This window comes from Streptomyces sp. JHA26 (genome assembly GCF_002005565.1).
Taxonomy (GTDB): Bacteria; Actinomycetota; Actinomycetes; order Streptomycetales; family Streptomycetaceae; genus Streptomyces.
The window spans coordinates 87995-101398 of the sequence record NZ_BDJC01000007.1 but is presented as its reverse complement, the minus strand read 5'-3'; the positions used below and the strand labels follow the sequence as shown (position 1 = coordinate 101398).

At 70.9% G+C, this 13404-nt stretch carries 13 protein-coding genes and 1 pseudogene; 7 read left to right on the top strand and 7 right to left on the bottom strand.

Features of this window, described 5'->3' with window-relative positions; genetic code table 11:
- Positions 1 to 101 precede the first annotated feature (101 nt).
- Together JHAT_RS06595 and JHAT_RS35195 are read left to right on the top strand one after the other, a co-directional pair.
- The gene (locus tag JHAT_RS06595) at positions 102 to 1091 is read left to right on the top strand and encodes an aldo/keto reductase (protein WP_077797077.1); all 990 of its coding nucleotides are present in this window, start codon (positions 102 to 104) and stop codon (positions 1089 to 1091) included.
- A gap of 76 nt (positions 1092 to 1167) precedes the next feature.
- Positions 1168 to 1341: pseudogene (locus JHAT_RS35195) on the top strand (GNAT family N-acetyltransferase); the annotation flags it as partial.
- Between the two features lie 83 nt (positions 1342 to 1424).
- Here JHAT_RS35195 and JHAT_RS06585 read toward each other — a convergent pair.
- Positions 1425 to 1805 (bottom strand): helix-turn-helix transcriptional regulator, encoded by a 381-nt coding sequence (locus JHAT_RS06585; RefSeq protein WP_077797076.1) that lies wholly within the window; start codon positions 1803 to 1805, stop codon positions 1425 to 1427.
- Between the two features lie 105 nt (positions 1806 to 1910).
- Between JHAT_RS06585 and arsM the strand changes: the two genes are divergently transcribed.
- Positions 1911 to 2798 carry an arsenite methyltransferase gene (gene arsM / locus JHAT_RS06580; RefSeq protein ID WP_077797075.1) on the top strand — a complete coding sequence of 296 codons (888 nt, stop codon included), beginning with the start codon at positions 1911 to 1913 and terminating at the stop codon, positions 2796 to 2798.
- A 156-nt stretch (positions 2799 to 2954) separates the two neighbouring features.
- On the opposite strand, the gene JHAT_RS06575 is transcribed toward arsM, so the two are convergent.
- Positions 2955 to 3602 carry a TetR/AcrR family transcriptional regulator gene (locus JHAT_RS06575; RefSeq protein WP_077797074.1) on the bottom strand — a complete coding sequence of 216 codons (648 nt, stop codon included), beginning with the start codon at positions 3600 to 3602 and terminating at the stop codon, positions 2955 to 2957.
- Positions 3603 to 3814: 212 nt separating this feature from the next.
- On the opposite strand from JHAT_RS06575, the gene JHAT_RS06570 reads away from it, so the two are divergent.
- The gene (locus JHAT_RS06570; protein WP_077797073.1) at positions 3815 to 5275 is read left to right on the top strand and encodes an MFS transporter; all 1461 of its coding nucleotides are present in this window, start codon (positions 3815 to 3817) and stop codon (positions 5273 to 5275) included.
- Between the two features lie 434 nt (positions 5276 to 5709).
- The gene (locus JHAT_RS06565) at positions 5710 to 6000 is read left to right on the top strand and encodes a hypothetical protein (protein WP_077797072.1); all 291 of its coding nucleotides are present in this window, start codon (positions 5710 to 5712) and stop codon (positions 5998 to 6000) included.
- Between the two features lie 511 nt (positions 6001 to 6511).
- Here JHAT_RS06565 and JHAT_RS06555 read toward each other — a convergent pair.
- From JHAT_RS06555 to JHAT_RS06545, 3 genes are all read right to left on the bottom strand, one after another.
- A complete protein-coding gene (locus JHAT_RS06555) occupies positions 6512 to 6904 on the bottom strand; it encodes a hypothetical protein (RefSeq protein ID WP_253195416.1) in 393 nt (130 codons plus the stop codon).
- Between the two features lie 331 nt (positions 6905 to 7235).
- On the bottom strand, positions 7236 to 8348 hold the full coding sequence (locus JHAT_RS06550) for a LuxR C-terminal-related transcriptional regulator (protein ID WP_077797070.1): 1113 nt from the start codon (positions 8346 to 8348) through the stop codon (positions 7236 to 7238).
- A 10-nt stretch (positions 8349 to 8358) separates the two neighbouring features.
- A complete protein-coding gene (locus JHAT_RS06545) occupies positions 8359 to 8802 on the bottom strand; it encodes an ester cyclase (RefSeq protein ID WP_077797069.1) in 444 nt (147 codons plus the stop codon).
- 171 nt (positions 8803 to 8973) lie between these two features.
- Between JHAT_RS06545 and JHAT_RS06540 the strand changes: the two genes are divergently transcribed.
- On the top strand, positions 8974 to 9543 hold the full coding sequence (locus JHAT_RS06540; protein ID WP_143660368.1) for a hypothetical protein: 570 nt from the start codon (positions 8974 to 8976) through the stop codon (positions 9541 to 9543).
- Between the two features lie 88 nt (positions 9544 to 9631).
- Here the strand turns inward: JHAT_RS06540 and JHAT_RS06535 are convergent, their stop codons facing one another.
- Positions 9632 to 10300 carry a peptidoglycan DD-metalloendopeptidase family protein gene (locus tag JHAT_RS06535; RefSeq protein WP_077797067.1) on the bottom strand — a complete coding sequence of 223 codons (669 nt, stop codon included), beginning with the start codon at positions 10298 to 10300 and terminating at the stop codon, positions 9632 to 9634.
- Positions 10301 to 10319: 19 nt separating this feature from the next.
- On the bottom strand, positions 10320 to 11840 hold the full coding sequence (locus JHAT_RS06530; RefSeq protein ID WP_077797066.1) for an alpha/beta hydrolase: 1521 nt from the start codon (positions 11838 to 11840) through the stop codon (positions 10320 to 10322).
- 416 nt (positions 11841 to 12256) lie between these two features.
- On the opposite strand from JHAT_RS06530, the gene JHAT_RS06525 reads away from it, so the two are divergent.
- A complete protein-coding gene (locus JHAT_RS06525; protein WP_077797140.1) occupies positions 12257 to 13072 on the top strand; it encodes a BTAD domain-containing putative transcriptional regulator in 816 nt (271 codons plus the stop codon).
- Positions 13073 to 13404 lie beyond the last annotated feature (332 nt).

Here is a 13404-nt window from a genome sequence, read left to right as displayed (position 1 = left end):
GCTCGGGATGCCGGTCGGCGCCATCTGTCGCTAGATGGACGAGGCGGCTCTCGCGCCGCCGGGACGACGAACGAGCATGCAGGGAAGGACTGGCACACGTCATGCAGAAGCGCAGTCTGAGGGACCTCGAGGTGTCGGCCATCGGCCTGGGGTGCATGGGCATGTCCGCGTTCTACGGCTCCGCCGACGAGGACGAAGGCATCGCTACTGTCCGGCGTGCCCTCGACCTCGGCATCACCTTCCTCGACACGGCCCAGATGTACGGCCCCCTCACCAACGAGTCGCTGGTCGGCGAGGCGATCCGGGGCCACCGCGACGAGTACGTGATCGCGACCAAGTTCAACTACCGGATGGACGACGCCGTACCGGGCGACATCAGCACCGTGGGCCCGCAGGACGGCTCGGCCGAGCATGTGCGCAGCTCGATCCACGGCTCCCTGCAGCGCCTGGGCACCGACCACATCGACCTGTACTACCAGCACCGGGTCGACCCGAAGGTGCCCATCGAGGAGACCGTCGGCGCGCTGGGCGAGCTGGTGGCCGAGGGCAAGGTGCGGTACATCGGGCTGAGCGAGGCGAGCGCGGAGACCATCCGGCGGGCTCACGCCGTGCACCCGGTCACCGCCGTGCAGAGCGAATACTCGCTGTGGTCGCGGGACGTGGAGGCCGAGGTGCTGCCCGCCTGCCGGGAGCTGGGGATCGGCTTCGTGCCGTACTCGCCGCTCGGGCGGGGCTTCCTCGCCGGGCGGTTCACCACGCCGGACGAGCTGGACGCGAACGACTGGCGCCGTCAGAATCCGCGCTTCCAGGACGCCAACCTGGAGGCGAACCTGCGTCTGGCGGCCAAGGTGAAGGAGATCGCCGCCGAGAAGGAGGTGACCCCCGCCCAGCTGGCCATCGCCTGGGTGCTGGCCCAGGACGAGCACCTGGTACCGATCCCGGGCACCAAGCGCCGCACCTACCTGGAGCAGAACGCCGGAGCGGTCGACGTCGAGCTGACCGAGGACGACCTGGCACGCATCGCCGCGGAGCTGCCGGAGGCGGCGGGGGAGCGGTACGACGAGGCGGGGATGCGGTCGGTCAACCGCTAGGTCCTGTTGCGAGAGCGGCCTCTGCCGCGCGTCCGTGGCATCGACCTTCGCAGGGAACGGTCGGGACGGCCCTGCCATGATCGTCGTCATGGGGATGCACATCGCGTCGGCCACGGTGGCCGACTTCCGCCAGGTCCTGACCGACCACTCCCGGTACTGGGGGGAACGCGACCTTCGGTCGCTGCATCTCCTGGCCCCGGTGCAGGAGTTCGGTTCCACCTGCATGGTCGCCCGGGCCGAGGACGGTATCCGCCGGGACCTGCCGCTCGACGTCTCACGGCCCCGACCTGCCCGAGCGCGCCTCGGCGGCGACGCGGCGGCCGGGGGAGGCGTTCAGGCGGAGACTGCGGCGGGCCGCGCGGGGGCCAGAAACGTGGCGAGCCCGTCCAGGACGCCGGGCAACACCCAGTAGTACACCCAGGTGCCGCGGCGCTCGCAGTCGACGAGGCCCGCCCGGCGCAGCAGCTTGAGGTGGTGCGAGATCGTCGGCTGGGACAGGTCGAAGGCCGGGGTCAGCTCGCACACGCAGACCTCCCCGCCCTCGCCGCGTGACGCGTTCATCGACATCAGGCGCAACCGGACCGGATCACCCAAGGCCTTGAACACCTTCGCCAGGTCGGCTGCCTGATCCTCGTCCAGCGGTGCGGCGGACAGGCCCGGGCAGCAGGCGGCGTCCCTGCCCCGGCCGACCACCTCGGCCTCTCGTTTCGACATGTCTCTATGTCGACGTCCTTCGATCAACGGCGCAAGCTTGCATCAATGAAGGTCGATACAAGCCGTTCCGGGCCCTGACCGTGGCCCGTCACCCGGGAGTGAGTCATGAGCGAGCAGACCACCACCGACCTGCGTGAGACCGTCCGCCGGCGATACGCCGCGGCGGCCGTGAAGGTGTCCGAGGGCGTCACCGTCCGCTGCGGGCCGGCCGAGGGCGACGGCTTCGGCTCGACCCGCTACGCCGCCGACGAGCGCGACGCCCTGCCCGCCGAGGCCGTCGCCGCCTCCCTCGGCTGCGGCAACCCCACCGCCGTCGCCGAACTCCGCGAGGGCGAACGCGTCCTCGACCTCGGTTCCGGCGGCGGCATCGACGTCCTCCTCTCCGCCCGCCGCGTCGGCCCCACCGGCAAGGTGTACGGGCTCGACATGACCGAGGAGATGCTGACCCTGGCCCTCGCCGACGCGGCGCGGGCCGGCGCGGCGAACGTCGAGTTCCTCAAGGGCGCGATCGAGGCGGTCCCGCTGCCCGCGAACACCATCGACGTCGTGATCTCCAACTGCGTGATCAACCTGTCCGTCGACAAGCCCGCCGTCTTCGCCGAGACCTTCCGCGTCCTCGAGCCCGGCGGCCGGATCGGCGTCGCCGACGTCGTCGCCGACGACACCCTCACCACCGAGCAGCGGGCGGAGCGCGGCGACCACGTCGGTTGCATCGCCGGCGCCCTCTCCTTCACCGAATACCGGACCGGCCTCGAAGCCGCGGGATTCACCGACGTCGAGATCACCCCCACCCACCCGGTCGCCGACGGCATGCACTCGGCGATCGTCCGCGCCGCCAAGCCGCTGGTCACCGAGGACCGGACCCGGGTGGCCGAACCGGCCGACGTCTGCTGCGGCGTCGACGCCTGCTGCACCCCCGGCGAAGCCGCTGTCGACTCCGCCCTGACCGTCACCGAGGCCAAGGCGGCCTCGGGCTGCGGCTGCCAGGACTGAGCCGATGAACGTGAGCAGCGCCTCGTCGAGGGGCGCTGCTCATGTACGCACATCGCGGACCCGGACGAGTGCCCGATGCCGACCGTGTGTGCCGACCTGGGCCGCGGGGGCGATGGGGGAACGGCGTGTGGCCCGGTCGCAGGGACGTGCCGAGGTTCAGGTTCCGGCCTGGAGGCGCAGGCCCGCCAACGTCAGGTCCAGCGCGGCGAGGAACTGCTCCCGGTCGTCGTGACCGGCGAACTCGTCGACGATCTGCCGTACGAACGGGAACTCCCCGGGGTCGAGCGACCGCCACGACTCCGCGAAGCGGCCGAGGTACTCCTCACGGTCCACCTCGCCGTCGAGCAGCTCCTGCGGGATCTCCGCACCCAGATCGGCGGCCGTGCCGACCACGACCCCCGTGATCGCCGAGACGGCGTGGAACCGCTGCCGCGGGGTGAGGCGCAGGCGCAGGGTCTGCCGGCCGAGCCGCTCGTACAACCGCAGCGAATTGCCCTGGACGTCGGTGTTGCGCATGAAGTACGCCGACAGCCACGGCCGGTCCACGATCGCGTCGAACAGCGTGACGGCCATCGCGCGGAGGTCGGCGATGGGGTCGTCGCTGTCCGGGTGCTCCTCCACGGCGGTCAGGACCCCGCCGATCGCATGGTCGGTGGCGCGGTCCAGGAGCTCGTCCTTGTTCTGGACGTACCAGTAGATCGTGCCGACGCCCGTGCCGAGCCGGGCGGCGAGGGCACGGAACGTCAGCGCGGAGCCACCGGCCTCGTCGAGCAGGGCCACAGCCGCGTCGAGGACGGCCTCCATGGAGTGCGAAGCGCGTCGGCGCCCCCGGGGGGGCCTTTCGCCGGTGGAGCGTGCGGATGTCGGCGGCGGTGTCATGACGTCCATCCAAGCACAGTTGCCTCAACATCGAACGATGTTCTATGGTCGAACAACGTTCCACTATCGAACTATGTTCTATGATCGGACGTTGTTCGATGCTCGGCGTCGTTCAGCGTTCAGAAAGGAGGCCGGTCATGACCGCCACCACCGACACCGTGCCCGTCGCCACTCGTACCTACGGATCACTGCGGGCGGCGTGGATCCCGCTGGCCGCGCTCTGCCTGGCCTTCTTCGTCGAGATGGTCGACAACACGCTGCTCTCGATCGCGCTGCCCACCATCGGCCGCGACCTCGGCAGCGGTACGACCGCCCTGCAATGGGTCACCGGCGCCTACTCGCTGACATTCGGCGGCCTGCTGCTCACGGCGGGATCCCTGGCCGACCGCCTCGGACGCCGACGCGTCCTGCTCGTCGGCCTCGCCGCTTTCGGCCTGTCGAGCCTGACCGTCGTCGCCGTCGACTCCACCGGGCAGCTCATCGCCCTGCGGGCCGGACTCGGCATCGCCGCCGCGGCCATGGCCCCCATCACCAACTCGCTCGTCTTCCGCCTGTTCGACGACCAGGCGCTGCGGATGCGCGCGATGACCCTGATGATCGTCGTCGGCATGTCCGGGTTCGTCCTCGGCCCGCTGCTCGGCGGCACCGCGCTCGCCCACGTGAGCTGGCAGTGGCTCCTGCTGATCAACGCGCCGATCGCCCTGATCGCGGCCATCGGCGTGCGGCTCGGCGTCGCCCCCGACCGGCTCCAGGACCTCACCGGCGACAAGCTCGACCTGCCGGGCGCCGTCCTGAGCGTGCTCACCATCGGCCTGGCCTGCTATGCGCTGACCAGCGGCGTCGAGCACGGCTGGCTCTCCGCGACCACGCTCGCCTCGGTCCTGGGAGCCGTGGTCGCGGGCCTCGCGTTCGTGCGGCACGAGCGCCGTGGCAGGGCCCCCATGCTGGACCTCGAGATCTTCTCGAACGGCACCGTGCGCGGCGCCGCCCTCGCGCAGATCGGTACGTCCGTCGCGATGGCCGGTGTGATGTTCGGGCTGATCCTCCACTTCCAGTACGCCTACGGATGGAGTCCCGTGCGGGCCGGCCTGGCGAACCTGCCGCTCATCGTGACCATGATCGCGGCGACCCCGCTGTCGGAGTGGCTCGCCAAGAGGTTCGGCCACCGCGTCGCCTGCCTCGTCGGCGCGGCCTGTCTGGCCGTCGCGCTGGCCGGCCTCGCCTGGGGCGTCGGCCACGGATACGCCGCCGTCGCGGTCTGCATGGTCGTGATGACCATCGGGCTGCGCACGGTCATGACCATCTGCGCCGTCGCCCTGGTCGAGGCGATGCCGGCCAACCGCACCTCGATCGGCGCCGCGCTGAACGACACCGCCCAGGAGGTCGGCACCAGCGTCGGCACCGCGGTCGTCGGCACCCTGATCGCCGCACTGGTCACCGCCCGGCTGCCCGCGGGGGTGTGGAGCAACGATCTCGTGCAGTCCTTCTTCCACGGCGAGCGCATCACCTACGGCGTGCTCGCCGTGATCGTCGGCCTGGTCGCGGCGGGCGGCGCGCTCACCCTCACCGACTCGCACACCACCGAAGAGCCGGCCTGAGGCACCTGGAGCAAGGAAGTGCTGAACCGCCGGCCGAACAGAAAGAAGCGGGTCCGACCGTCCGGGCCGGACCCGCCGGGCCGGCCCTCGCGAGCCGTCGCTCTCCCGCCCCGTTCGTCGGTGACGCCGCACCGAACTCCACGACGCCTCCGCCTCGGTCGGCACGGAGATCCGGATCTGCGGATACCACCGGGTCCACGCCGCCACCGCCGGAGGCACCGTGATCTACGCGCAGCGGGAGGGCTCCACCCGGACGCCCTGGTGCGTATACGTCCCCTGATCACGGCGGGCACGTCACGATCGGCCGGTTCCTTCGAGGCCACCTCGGCGTGGACCGCTACGGGGAACTGACCCGCGAGCGCGCACCGAGTGGCCGACCGCCCGGACAACTCCCCCTCCGGCGGCAGCCGCTGTGGCGCTCGTAGGATGACCGGGTGCCCAAGCCCTTACGCATGCGCCGCCGTACGTGGGTCGCCGTGTGGGTCGTGCTGTGCGCGGCCGGTATCGCTGCCACCGCTGCACTGAACGCCTCCCCGGCACCTGATGCGCAGCCCGAGAAGCCCGTCAGCGCCGAGTGCGCCGAGTACCTCGCGGACATCGAGACGCAGCTGGCCGAGGCCAGGCAGAACGGCAACGACGACGGCGTGCTGGCCCTCTCACGCACCCGGGTCGGCGCGGACGACTGCAGCGACGAGATCCGCGACCACTTCGGCGGCGACCGGTGAGCCGCGCCACGAGGCTCGCCGTGACAGCGGGGCTGATGTGCGCCGGTGCCGTGGCGGCGGTCTGCACCGTGGCCGCCACGCCGCGGACAGAGCCGCGGCCCGCGCCACCGAGGGTGTACTCCTCCTGCCTGGCGGCCGACACCGTGCCGGTACCCGCCGGCGCCGATCCGTGCGACGGTCGTTGAAGAACGACTGCATGACTGCCCGTCGCACGGACCGCGCAGTACCCGAACGCTCCGTCGGCCGACTCTGCTGACGCGTGGAGCAGGTCCACCGGTCTCTGCACGCCTCGACGGGCGCTCCACCGCGGCCGCTCCTGCCGGCCGGCGCCGCCATGATCGCCGTCGAGCGCCCGGTCGTGCAGGGGGGCGGGCGGCACGCCGGGCGTGGACTTCGAACACGTCGGCGATCGCCTCAACCGTGCGCCGTTTCGACGACAGCGAGCCCCGGTGACGCCCAGCAGGTTCGCGGACAACAGCACGTGCGAGGGCGGGGAAGTCCGAGAGTCGACTCAAGCAGTGCTCGACGGCGCCGGTTCGGTGGCAACCTGTCCCGGAGATCCGGGCGACGAAGACGCGTCGCCGCCGTCCAGGCATATCAGCGATACGACCACGACTGCCTCGGCGCCCTCGGGCGGCTGGACGGGGAGGGCGGCGAGGGCCGTCCAATTGCCCTTCGTGAGGGACAGCACCTCGGCCCCCGCATCAGGACCCGGCTGCCAGCCGTGCTCGGAACGGGACCGCGCGAAGGCCGCCTTCAGGGCGATGTCCACCGTCTCGGGCGCGTGCCGTCCCGAGAGCCGTTCATGGCACCTGCCCAGGGAGTTCGACGGTTCTCGCTCCACCTCGACGCCCTCCGCCGCCAGTGCCGACCTGATCTCCGACACCGCCGTGTCCGCGGTCATGGCCGGGCCGGAGAAGCGCGGGGGAAGCGGGCCGAGATCCGCGGGGGCACAGGCCGCCGCGGTCATCACGGTCGCTGTGAAGAGGCACGCCAGGGCCGAGCGTCTCAGTCGCTGTCGAACGATGACGTGCACTCCTCTCTCAGTCCTTGACGGCTGACCATTGTGCCGTCCTGCTTGTCCTGACGGGCCACCGGCCCTCGAACGGCTCCCCGGCCGGCGACCGCACCGACCGCCCCCGGAGTTCCGCAGACCTTCGACCGCCTGCCCGTGCCGCACCTGCCGCGCCCGTACCGCGCTCCGGCCGACCGGGGGGGCTCATTCCGGAACGGCGTCATAAAGTGCCGGGCGGTGTGGTGGCCAGCAGGGTGGCGATCAGTTCCTGTCGGTTGCGGACACCGAGTTTGTCGAAGATCGCTGTGAGGTGTTCCTGCACGGTGTTGGCCGAGATGTACAGCTCGGTGACGATCTCGCGGGTGGAGCGGCCTTTGAGGATGAGGGCGGCCACGCGTAGCTGGGCTTTGGTGAGGCCGTATGCGCTCAGCAGCGCGGAGCCGAGTTCGGCCGGCGGGACGGCCTGGATGACGACGCCGATGCGGGGGCCTGCCGGGTCCTGCAGTCGGCTGGCGTGGAGGCAGAGCCATCGTCCGGAGCGGCCGCGCAGACGGACGGCGGCCGGGGGCGGGCACGTCACCGGATCCGCCCGCTCGGTGAAGAGCAGCTGTGCGGCGGCAGCGTGGAGGGCCGCGGGCAGTGTCCCGGAGCCGGGCCATCGGTGGTCGGTGAGGTCGGCGAGCCACTGCTCGGCCTCGGCATTGACGGACACCACGGTGAGGCTGTCGTCGAGCACCACGATCCCGGGTGGCGGGCTGGAGGCAGGTGAGTGGGACGGCGGGGAGGGGAAGGCGCCGCCGGTGACCGCGCGGCGCAGTCCGCCCGCGAGGTGCGGGGCCAGACGGCGGACCAGTGTCACTTCGTCGGCGGAGAAACCGGTGGGAGAGTCCTCGCGGTGCAGGCACAGCACGCCCCAGCAGTGGTGGTCGATCACCAGTGCGGCGCGGAGTTCGTCGCCGAGGCCGAGGGGAGCCATCACCTCGCGGTAGCGAGCACTGCGTGCACGCTCACCTCCGGTGGCCTGGTCGAGGGAGGACACCGCAGGCGCGGTCTCGGCCAGCACGGCGAACTTGTTCACGTCCCGGCGTCCGAACTCGTTCTCCAGGAACAGGGAGGTCGCCGTGTCGAGCGGTTCCTCCGCCACTGCCGAGGTGAACAGCAGCGTCGCCGGGTCGACCGTGGCGAAGAAGGCGGCGTCCACCGGCATGATCGTGCGCAACCGGTACAGGAAGCCGTCGTGCAGCGCGTCCGCGTCCAGACCGGCTCGACACAGGCTCTGGATGCCCGATGTCCGGCGTTCCAGGCGCGCTGCCGCGGCGGTCGGCCCTACCATGCTCCAGACATTACGCCTGTGCAGGTGCGAGCCCCAGTTGGCGCAGGACACCGAGTTCGTCGAGCCGACACCACTGCTCGACGATGCGTTCGTCACGGATGCGGAAGATGTTGATTCCGCGCAGGCGCACGGTCCGGTCCTCGGCCGGGGCGGGTGCACCCAGCAGTTCTGCCTTCTGCGTGCCGGTGGCGGTGAAGTGCTCGACGACGAGGTCGCCCTCGGCGATCATCTGGTGCGGCTCGCTGTGCCAGTCGGGACAGGCCGACCGGAACAGCGCACCGGCCGCGCGCATGCCCTCTCGGTCGCCGGGCGCGCCGAACGGAGGGTCGTGGTTGACGAAGTCCTCGGCGAGGTAGTCGTCGACGGCGCCGAGGTCGCCTTTGGTGAACAGTGCGTCGATGAATCCGCGCACGATGTCTTTGTTGCTGGTGAGGGTGTGTTCCGAGGTGTTCATGGCTTCAGTCTCGAACGGTGCGGTGCCTTCGGGTACCCCAGAGAGCTGGGGTTTGCGAGGCCGGGCGTCGTACCCCTGTGGCCGGACACCCCGGTCTGGGTGCTACTGCTCAGACCGGCTGAGTAGCAGAGCGCTGCCCCGCGCCCCGCCCGGACGGCTTTGATCGACAGCATGAAGTCGAAGATCGTGGTCCCCGTGCTCGGCGTCGTCCTGGTGGCTCTCCTCGGGCTGACGGCCAAGGCGTGCCAGACGATGCAAGGCGGGTCCGTTCACAGCACCGAGGAGTTCCGTGACCATGTCCGGGCCACCACCCGGGCCGGCGAGGACGCCTACCGCGCGCTGTCCCCGGCGCCGGCCGGGGAACCGTACGCCTCCCGGCAGGGCAGCTCCTCGTGCGTCGACGACTTCGGCTTCGACGACACCGGCGTCACCCGGAACGAGCCCGTCTTCACCTGGGACCTGGACTTCGCCGGCGACGACGACTACCGCGCGGCGCTGGCATCCCTCCGGGCCGCCTGGCGCGAGGACGGCCGCACCGTCGAGAAGGTCGACAACGGCATCACCACCACCCTCGACGACGGCATCCGGGTCACCCTCCACCCCAACTACTACGACGGCGAGCCCGAACTGCGCGCCGAGGGCACGTGCATGCGCTACCGGCACAGCTACGGCGACGCATACGACTACATGCACGACGACAACGGGGACGGGGCGATCGACGAATACGAGCAGCCGAACTGAGCGTGATGCGGTCACCCGGCCCATGAGCGGCCGCGCAGCGAGCCTCGCCACCTTCGCACTGTGGTCAAAGGCGACCTGCGATCCCGTTTCAATAGACGGGCTTCGCCACGTTGCCGTAGGACCACCTGGGGCCCTTGGACATCTCGAAGTGCAGGTGTGGCCCGGTGGAGTTGCCCGTGGTGCCGACCCGGCCGAGCTGCTGACCGGCGGCGACCTTCTGGCCGGCCTTCACCCGCCGCTGCGAGAGGTGGCAGTAGGTGTAGACGTGACCGTTGTCGGCGGACAGGCCGATCCACTGGCCGTACGCCCCGCCGTCGCCGTTGGACCAGGCGATGGTGCCGCTGCGCACGGCGACGACGGGGGCGCCGCTCGGGGCGGCGAAGTCCTGCCCGGTGTGCCGGCCGACACCGTCCGGTTTCCAGGCGTAGGGGCCGCGCTGGTAGAACTCGAAGGTGACCTTGTGGCCGGGCACCGGTGACGGGACCCGCCCTCCGCCGTCGGGCGTGGTCCGGCAGTCCACGCTGAAGCCGGCTTGTTTACCGAGGGTGGTCAGGGAGGTGCAGCCGGGTACGCCGTCGGCGTCGGCTCCCCTGAAGCCCTGGGCGAGCTGCTCGGCCCGGTACGCCGCCTTCGTCTGTTCGCCGAAGTACCCGGTGGCGCCGTCGGGGATCGTGCGGCCCCGGGCGATCAGGGCCTTCTGTACGGTGCGTACGTCCTCGTTCTTCTTGCCGAACTGGACGTTGGCCAGGGCTACCATGGTGTCTCGCTCTCTCTCGTCAGCGCCAGTCGGTCGCCGAGAGGCGTATCCGCGCGTCCTCACCGAGGAGCGACCTGGTGGACCCGGGCAGCGGTATGTGGCTGACCCAGCTGCCGCTCGCCGCGTCCTCGTCGGCCAGGTTCGGGCCCTCCGGCGTGTAGTCGCTGACGGGACCGTCGATGGTGGAGTTCCAGACGGCTCGCAGCACCGGGACCCTGGCGTCGCTGCTCACGTCGACGACGAGGATGTCGTCGAAGTCGGCCGTCTGCTCGATGTGGTCCTGGAAGTCCAGGAAGCCGTTGTCCCGTTCGCGTAGGGAGAGCACCCGCAGGTGCAGCGCGTACCGCAGGCTGCTGGCGCCGTTCGGGCTGGCCAGGTTCTCGCACAGGAAGGTGCTCACCAGCGGTACGGTTCCGTCGCCGTCCGCGCCGGGCTGTGCGTCGCCGCCGAGTTGGATCGGGCACCACTGGGCGCTGGTCCGCTCGTGCATCACGATCGGCAGGCCGCGAATCGACAGCCGGACCTCCGCCTGCCACGCGGTGTTCTTCTCCTCGGGCAACCGGACGTGGACGAGGGCGGACTCCACCTTCAGGCCGCCGAACAGGAACCGTCGCAGGTTCTGGTAGCCCTCCTCGGAGTTGACGAGCCCGTACCGCCCGCTGTGACTGCGGTGCACGTAAGCGCAGTGGGCCCCCGGCACGTACGCCTTGTCGATCTGCACGAGGCCGTCGCTGCGGGGTCCGACCGCCGCTGACGACAGGCCGTGCGCCACGTCGTAGTCTCCCGGGTCGGTGCCGATCAGGCAGAAGACCTGCTGGTGCGGGAAGGCGAACGGCTCCTCGTCGGCGGGCATGGCCCGCGGGTCCCAGTGGTCGGGAGGCTCGTCGGCCGCGGTGGCGCCCGGGGTCAGGTACTGGTACATCCGCTCGCGCCCGAAGACCTCGGCACCGTTGATGCCGATGGCGTCCCGCAGCCGCTCCAGCAGCCCGAAGCCGAGGTCGAAGGCGATGCCGCCGTGGGGGGTGCCGTAGGTGAACAGCTTGTCGACGTAGGCGGTCGGCTCGATGCCGCGTTCCGGGAGGATCTTCTGGATCAGACACCGGCAGATGAGGCCGCCCATGGAGTGGGCGATCAGGTGCACCCGGTCCACGTGGGCCTTCGCCCGAAGCTTCTCGATCAGTTCGAGCAGGTCCTTCGCGGCGTCCTCGAGGCGGAACTCCTTGGGCACGCCGCCCCAGGTGCTCGCGGAGGGATCGTAGAAGCGGTGGATCCAGATGCTGGCGGCCGGGATCTCCGGGTGGGCGTCCAGATAGGTGTCCTGGTTGCCGTGGACGAGGAGCTGGTAGCCCTCGTCCACCATCAGCCGCAGCAGAGGGCTCTCGAACTGGTAGAAGCTCGGCTTGTCGTCCGGTCCGATTCGGACGTGGGTGGAGCCCGCGTTGAATCCGAGGAACGGGTCCGTCACCGCGCTGTCGATGCCGGACTGACCGCCGGCGAAGCCCCGGACGTAGACGACGGGGATTTTCTGGGTCTGCGACATACGGACCGCCTGGGGTCAGGATCCGCCGACGCCCGGCAGCCAGGCAGCCGGATCGTCGGTGAAGATGTGGGAGGGACGTCCGTCGAGTGTGGGGACGCGCCCCCGGGCGTCGTCGACGTGGTCGGCGGTGCCGACCGTGTCGCCCCTGGTCCGGCACGACACCGTCGCCCGCGTCGGCCCGGGCTCGCTCTTCCTCCGTGTGGACTCAGCCGCCGTCTTCGACGGTAGGGAACCGCCGTCAGCCAGGCATCACCCCGCCGTCAACGGGCGGCGGGTTGCGAAGGGGGAGGGGCGGGCAGAAACTGGTGGGGAAGCCGGTTCGACAGACAGATTCAGCCGGCTGGGAAGCAATACCCGCGAGACGGTGAGGCTTTCGAGGGGCGCGCTCACGCGAGACCAGGGTGAGCGAGGCGAGCATGGACGGCACTCCCTTTCCTCGGTTGCGGTTGCTCGGTCAGTTCCGACTCGAGTTCGGGACCGAGAGCGTCGAGCTGGGCCGTAACGGTCAGCGGCTCCTGGCCTTCCTCAGCCTGCGTGAAAGGGTGCCCCGCACGGTCCTCGCAGGCACGCTGTGGCCCGAGGTCACCGAGGAGCACGCCAGGGGCAGCCTGCGCACCACGTTGTGGAAGCTCCCACGGGGTGAACTCCCGCTCGTCCGTTGCTGCGGGGACGTACTGCTGGTCACCCCGGTCCTGCGCGTGGACGTCCACGCCCTCACCCGCACGGCCCTCAGCGTCGTGACGGGCTGCGGCCCCCCACCGTACCGCCACCCCCCGCTCGACCTTCTCACCGGAGAGGACCTCCTGCCGGGCTGGGACGAGGACTGGGTGCTCTCGGAGCGCGAGCGTCTGCGGCAACTGCGCTTGCACGCCCTCGACTCGCTGGCGGAAGTCCTGATAGCGCAGGGCAGGGCCGCGCTGGCGATGGAGGCGGCGTTGGCCGGCATACGGGCCGAGCCGCTGCGCGAGAGCGCGCACAGGGCCGTCGTGTCGGCGCATCTCGCGGAGGGCAATGTGTGCGAGGCACTGCGTCACTACGCCGCGTTCCGCGACCTGTTGAACGACGAACTGGGTGTCGAGCCCTCGCACCGGTTCACCCGTCTGCTCGCCGAACGGCTGCCGCCGAGGGCCGCGGCAGGAGGCCACGAGCGGCTCCCCGGGCCGATCGCGTGGCCGATGTCCACGCCCGACGGAAGAGCGCACCACGCACCGGAGCGCCGGCGACCGTCCTGACGTCGGCCCCACGGGCCTCCTCCCCGAGCTCTTCTGCCCGACGGACGCCGCCCGGCTCGTCCGTGATCTTCCGGTCTGCCGTACGGTGCGGCAGGTCGTGCACGACCGGGTGGAGGCAGGCTCCCCTCTCTCGGCCTCCGACGTCCTCCCGGGCCCCGGGGAGCCGGCCGGCACGGGGACCGCGCACCCTCCGACCGACGCTGCGCCGGGCGGCCCGTGCGGCGGACGTGCGGCTGCACACCGACAGCGTCCGGCCGGTGGCACGCCACGTCAGCAACCGGACCCCGCCCCCCGTCACACCGTCTTCGTGAACACCGCCAGGACAGCGCGCT

Excerpts from the sequence above, each read along its gene's own strand:
- JHAT_RS06540 (WP_143660368.1), top strand. The coding sequence starts at position 8,974 with ATGAAGTCGAAGATCGTGGTCCCCGTGCTCGGCGTCGTCCTGGTGGCT.
- JHAT_RS06530 (WP_077797066.1), bottom strand. The coding sequence starts at position 11,840 with ATGTCGCAGACCCAGAAAATCCCCGTCGTCTACGTCCGGGGCTTCGCC.
- JHAT_RS06550 (WP_077797070.1), bottom strand. The coding sequence starts at position 8,348 with ATGGTAGGGCCGACCGCCGCGGCAGCGCGCCTGGAACGCCGGACATCG.
- JHAT_RS06585 (WP_077797076.1), bottom strand. The coding sequence starts at position 1,805 with ATGTCGAAACGAGAGGCCGAGGTGGTCGGCCGGGGCAGGGACGCCGCC.
- JHAT_RS06555 (WP_253195416.1), bottom strand. The coding sequence starts at position 6,904 with ATGACCGCGGACACGGCGGTGTCGGAGATCAGGTCGGCACTGGCGGCG.
- JHAT_RS06575 (WP_077797074.1), bottom strand. The coding sequence starts at position 3,602 with ATGGAGGCCGTCCTCGACGCGGCTGTGGCCCTGCTCGACGAGGCCGGT.
- JHAT_RS06570 (WP_077797073.1), top strand. The coding sequence starts at position 3,815 with ATGACCGCCACCACCGACACCGTGCCCGTCGCCACTCGTACCTACGGA.
- JHAT_RS06595 (WP_077797077.1), top strand. The coding sequence starts at position 102 with ATGCAGAAGCGCAGTCTGAGGGACCTCGAGGTGTCGGCCATCGGCCTG.
- JHAT_RS06545 (WP_077797069.1), bottom strand. The coding sequence starts at position 8,802 with ATGAACACCTCGGAACACACCCTCACCAGCAACAAAGACATCGTGCGC.
- arsM (WP_077797075.1), top strand. The coding sequence starts at position 1,911 with ATGAGCGAGCAGACCACCACCGACCTGCGTGAGACCGTCCGCCGGCGA.
- JHAT_RS06525 (WP_077797140.1), top strand. The coding sequence starts at position 12,257 with ATGGACGGCACTCCCTTTCCTCGGTTGCGGTTGCTCGGTCAGTTCCGA.
- JHAT_RS06535 (WP_077797067.1), bottom strand. The coding sequence starts at position 10,300 with ATGGTAGCCCTGGCCAACGTCCAGTTCGGCAAGAAGAACGAGGACGTA.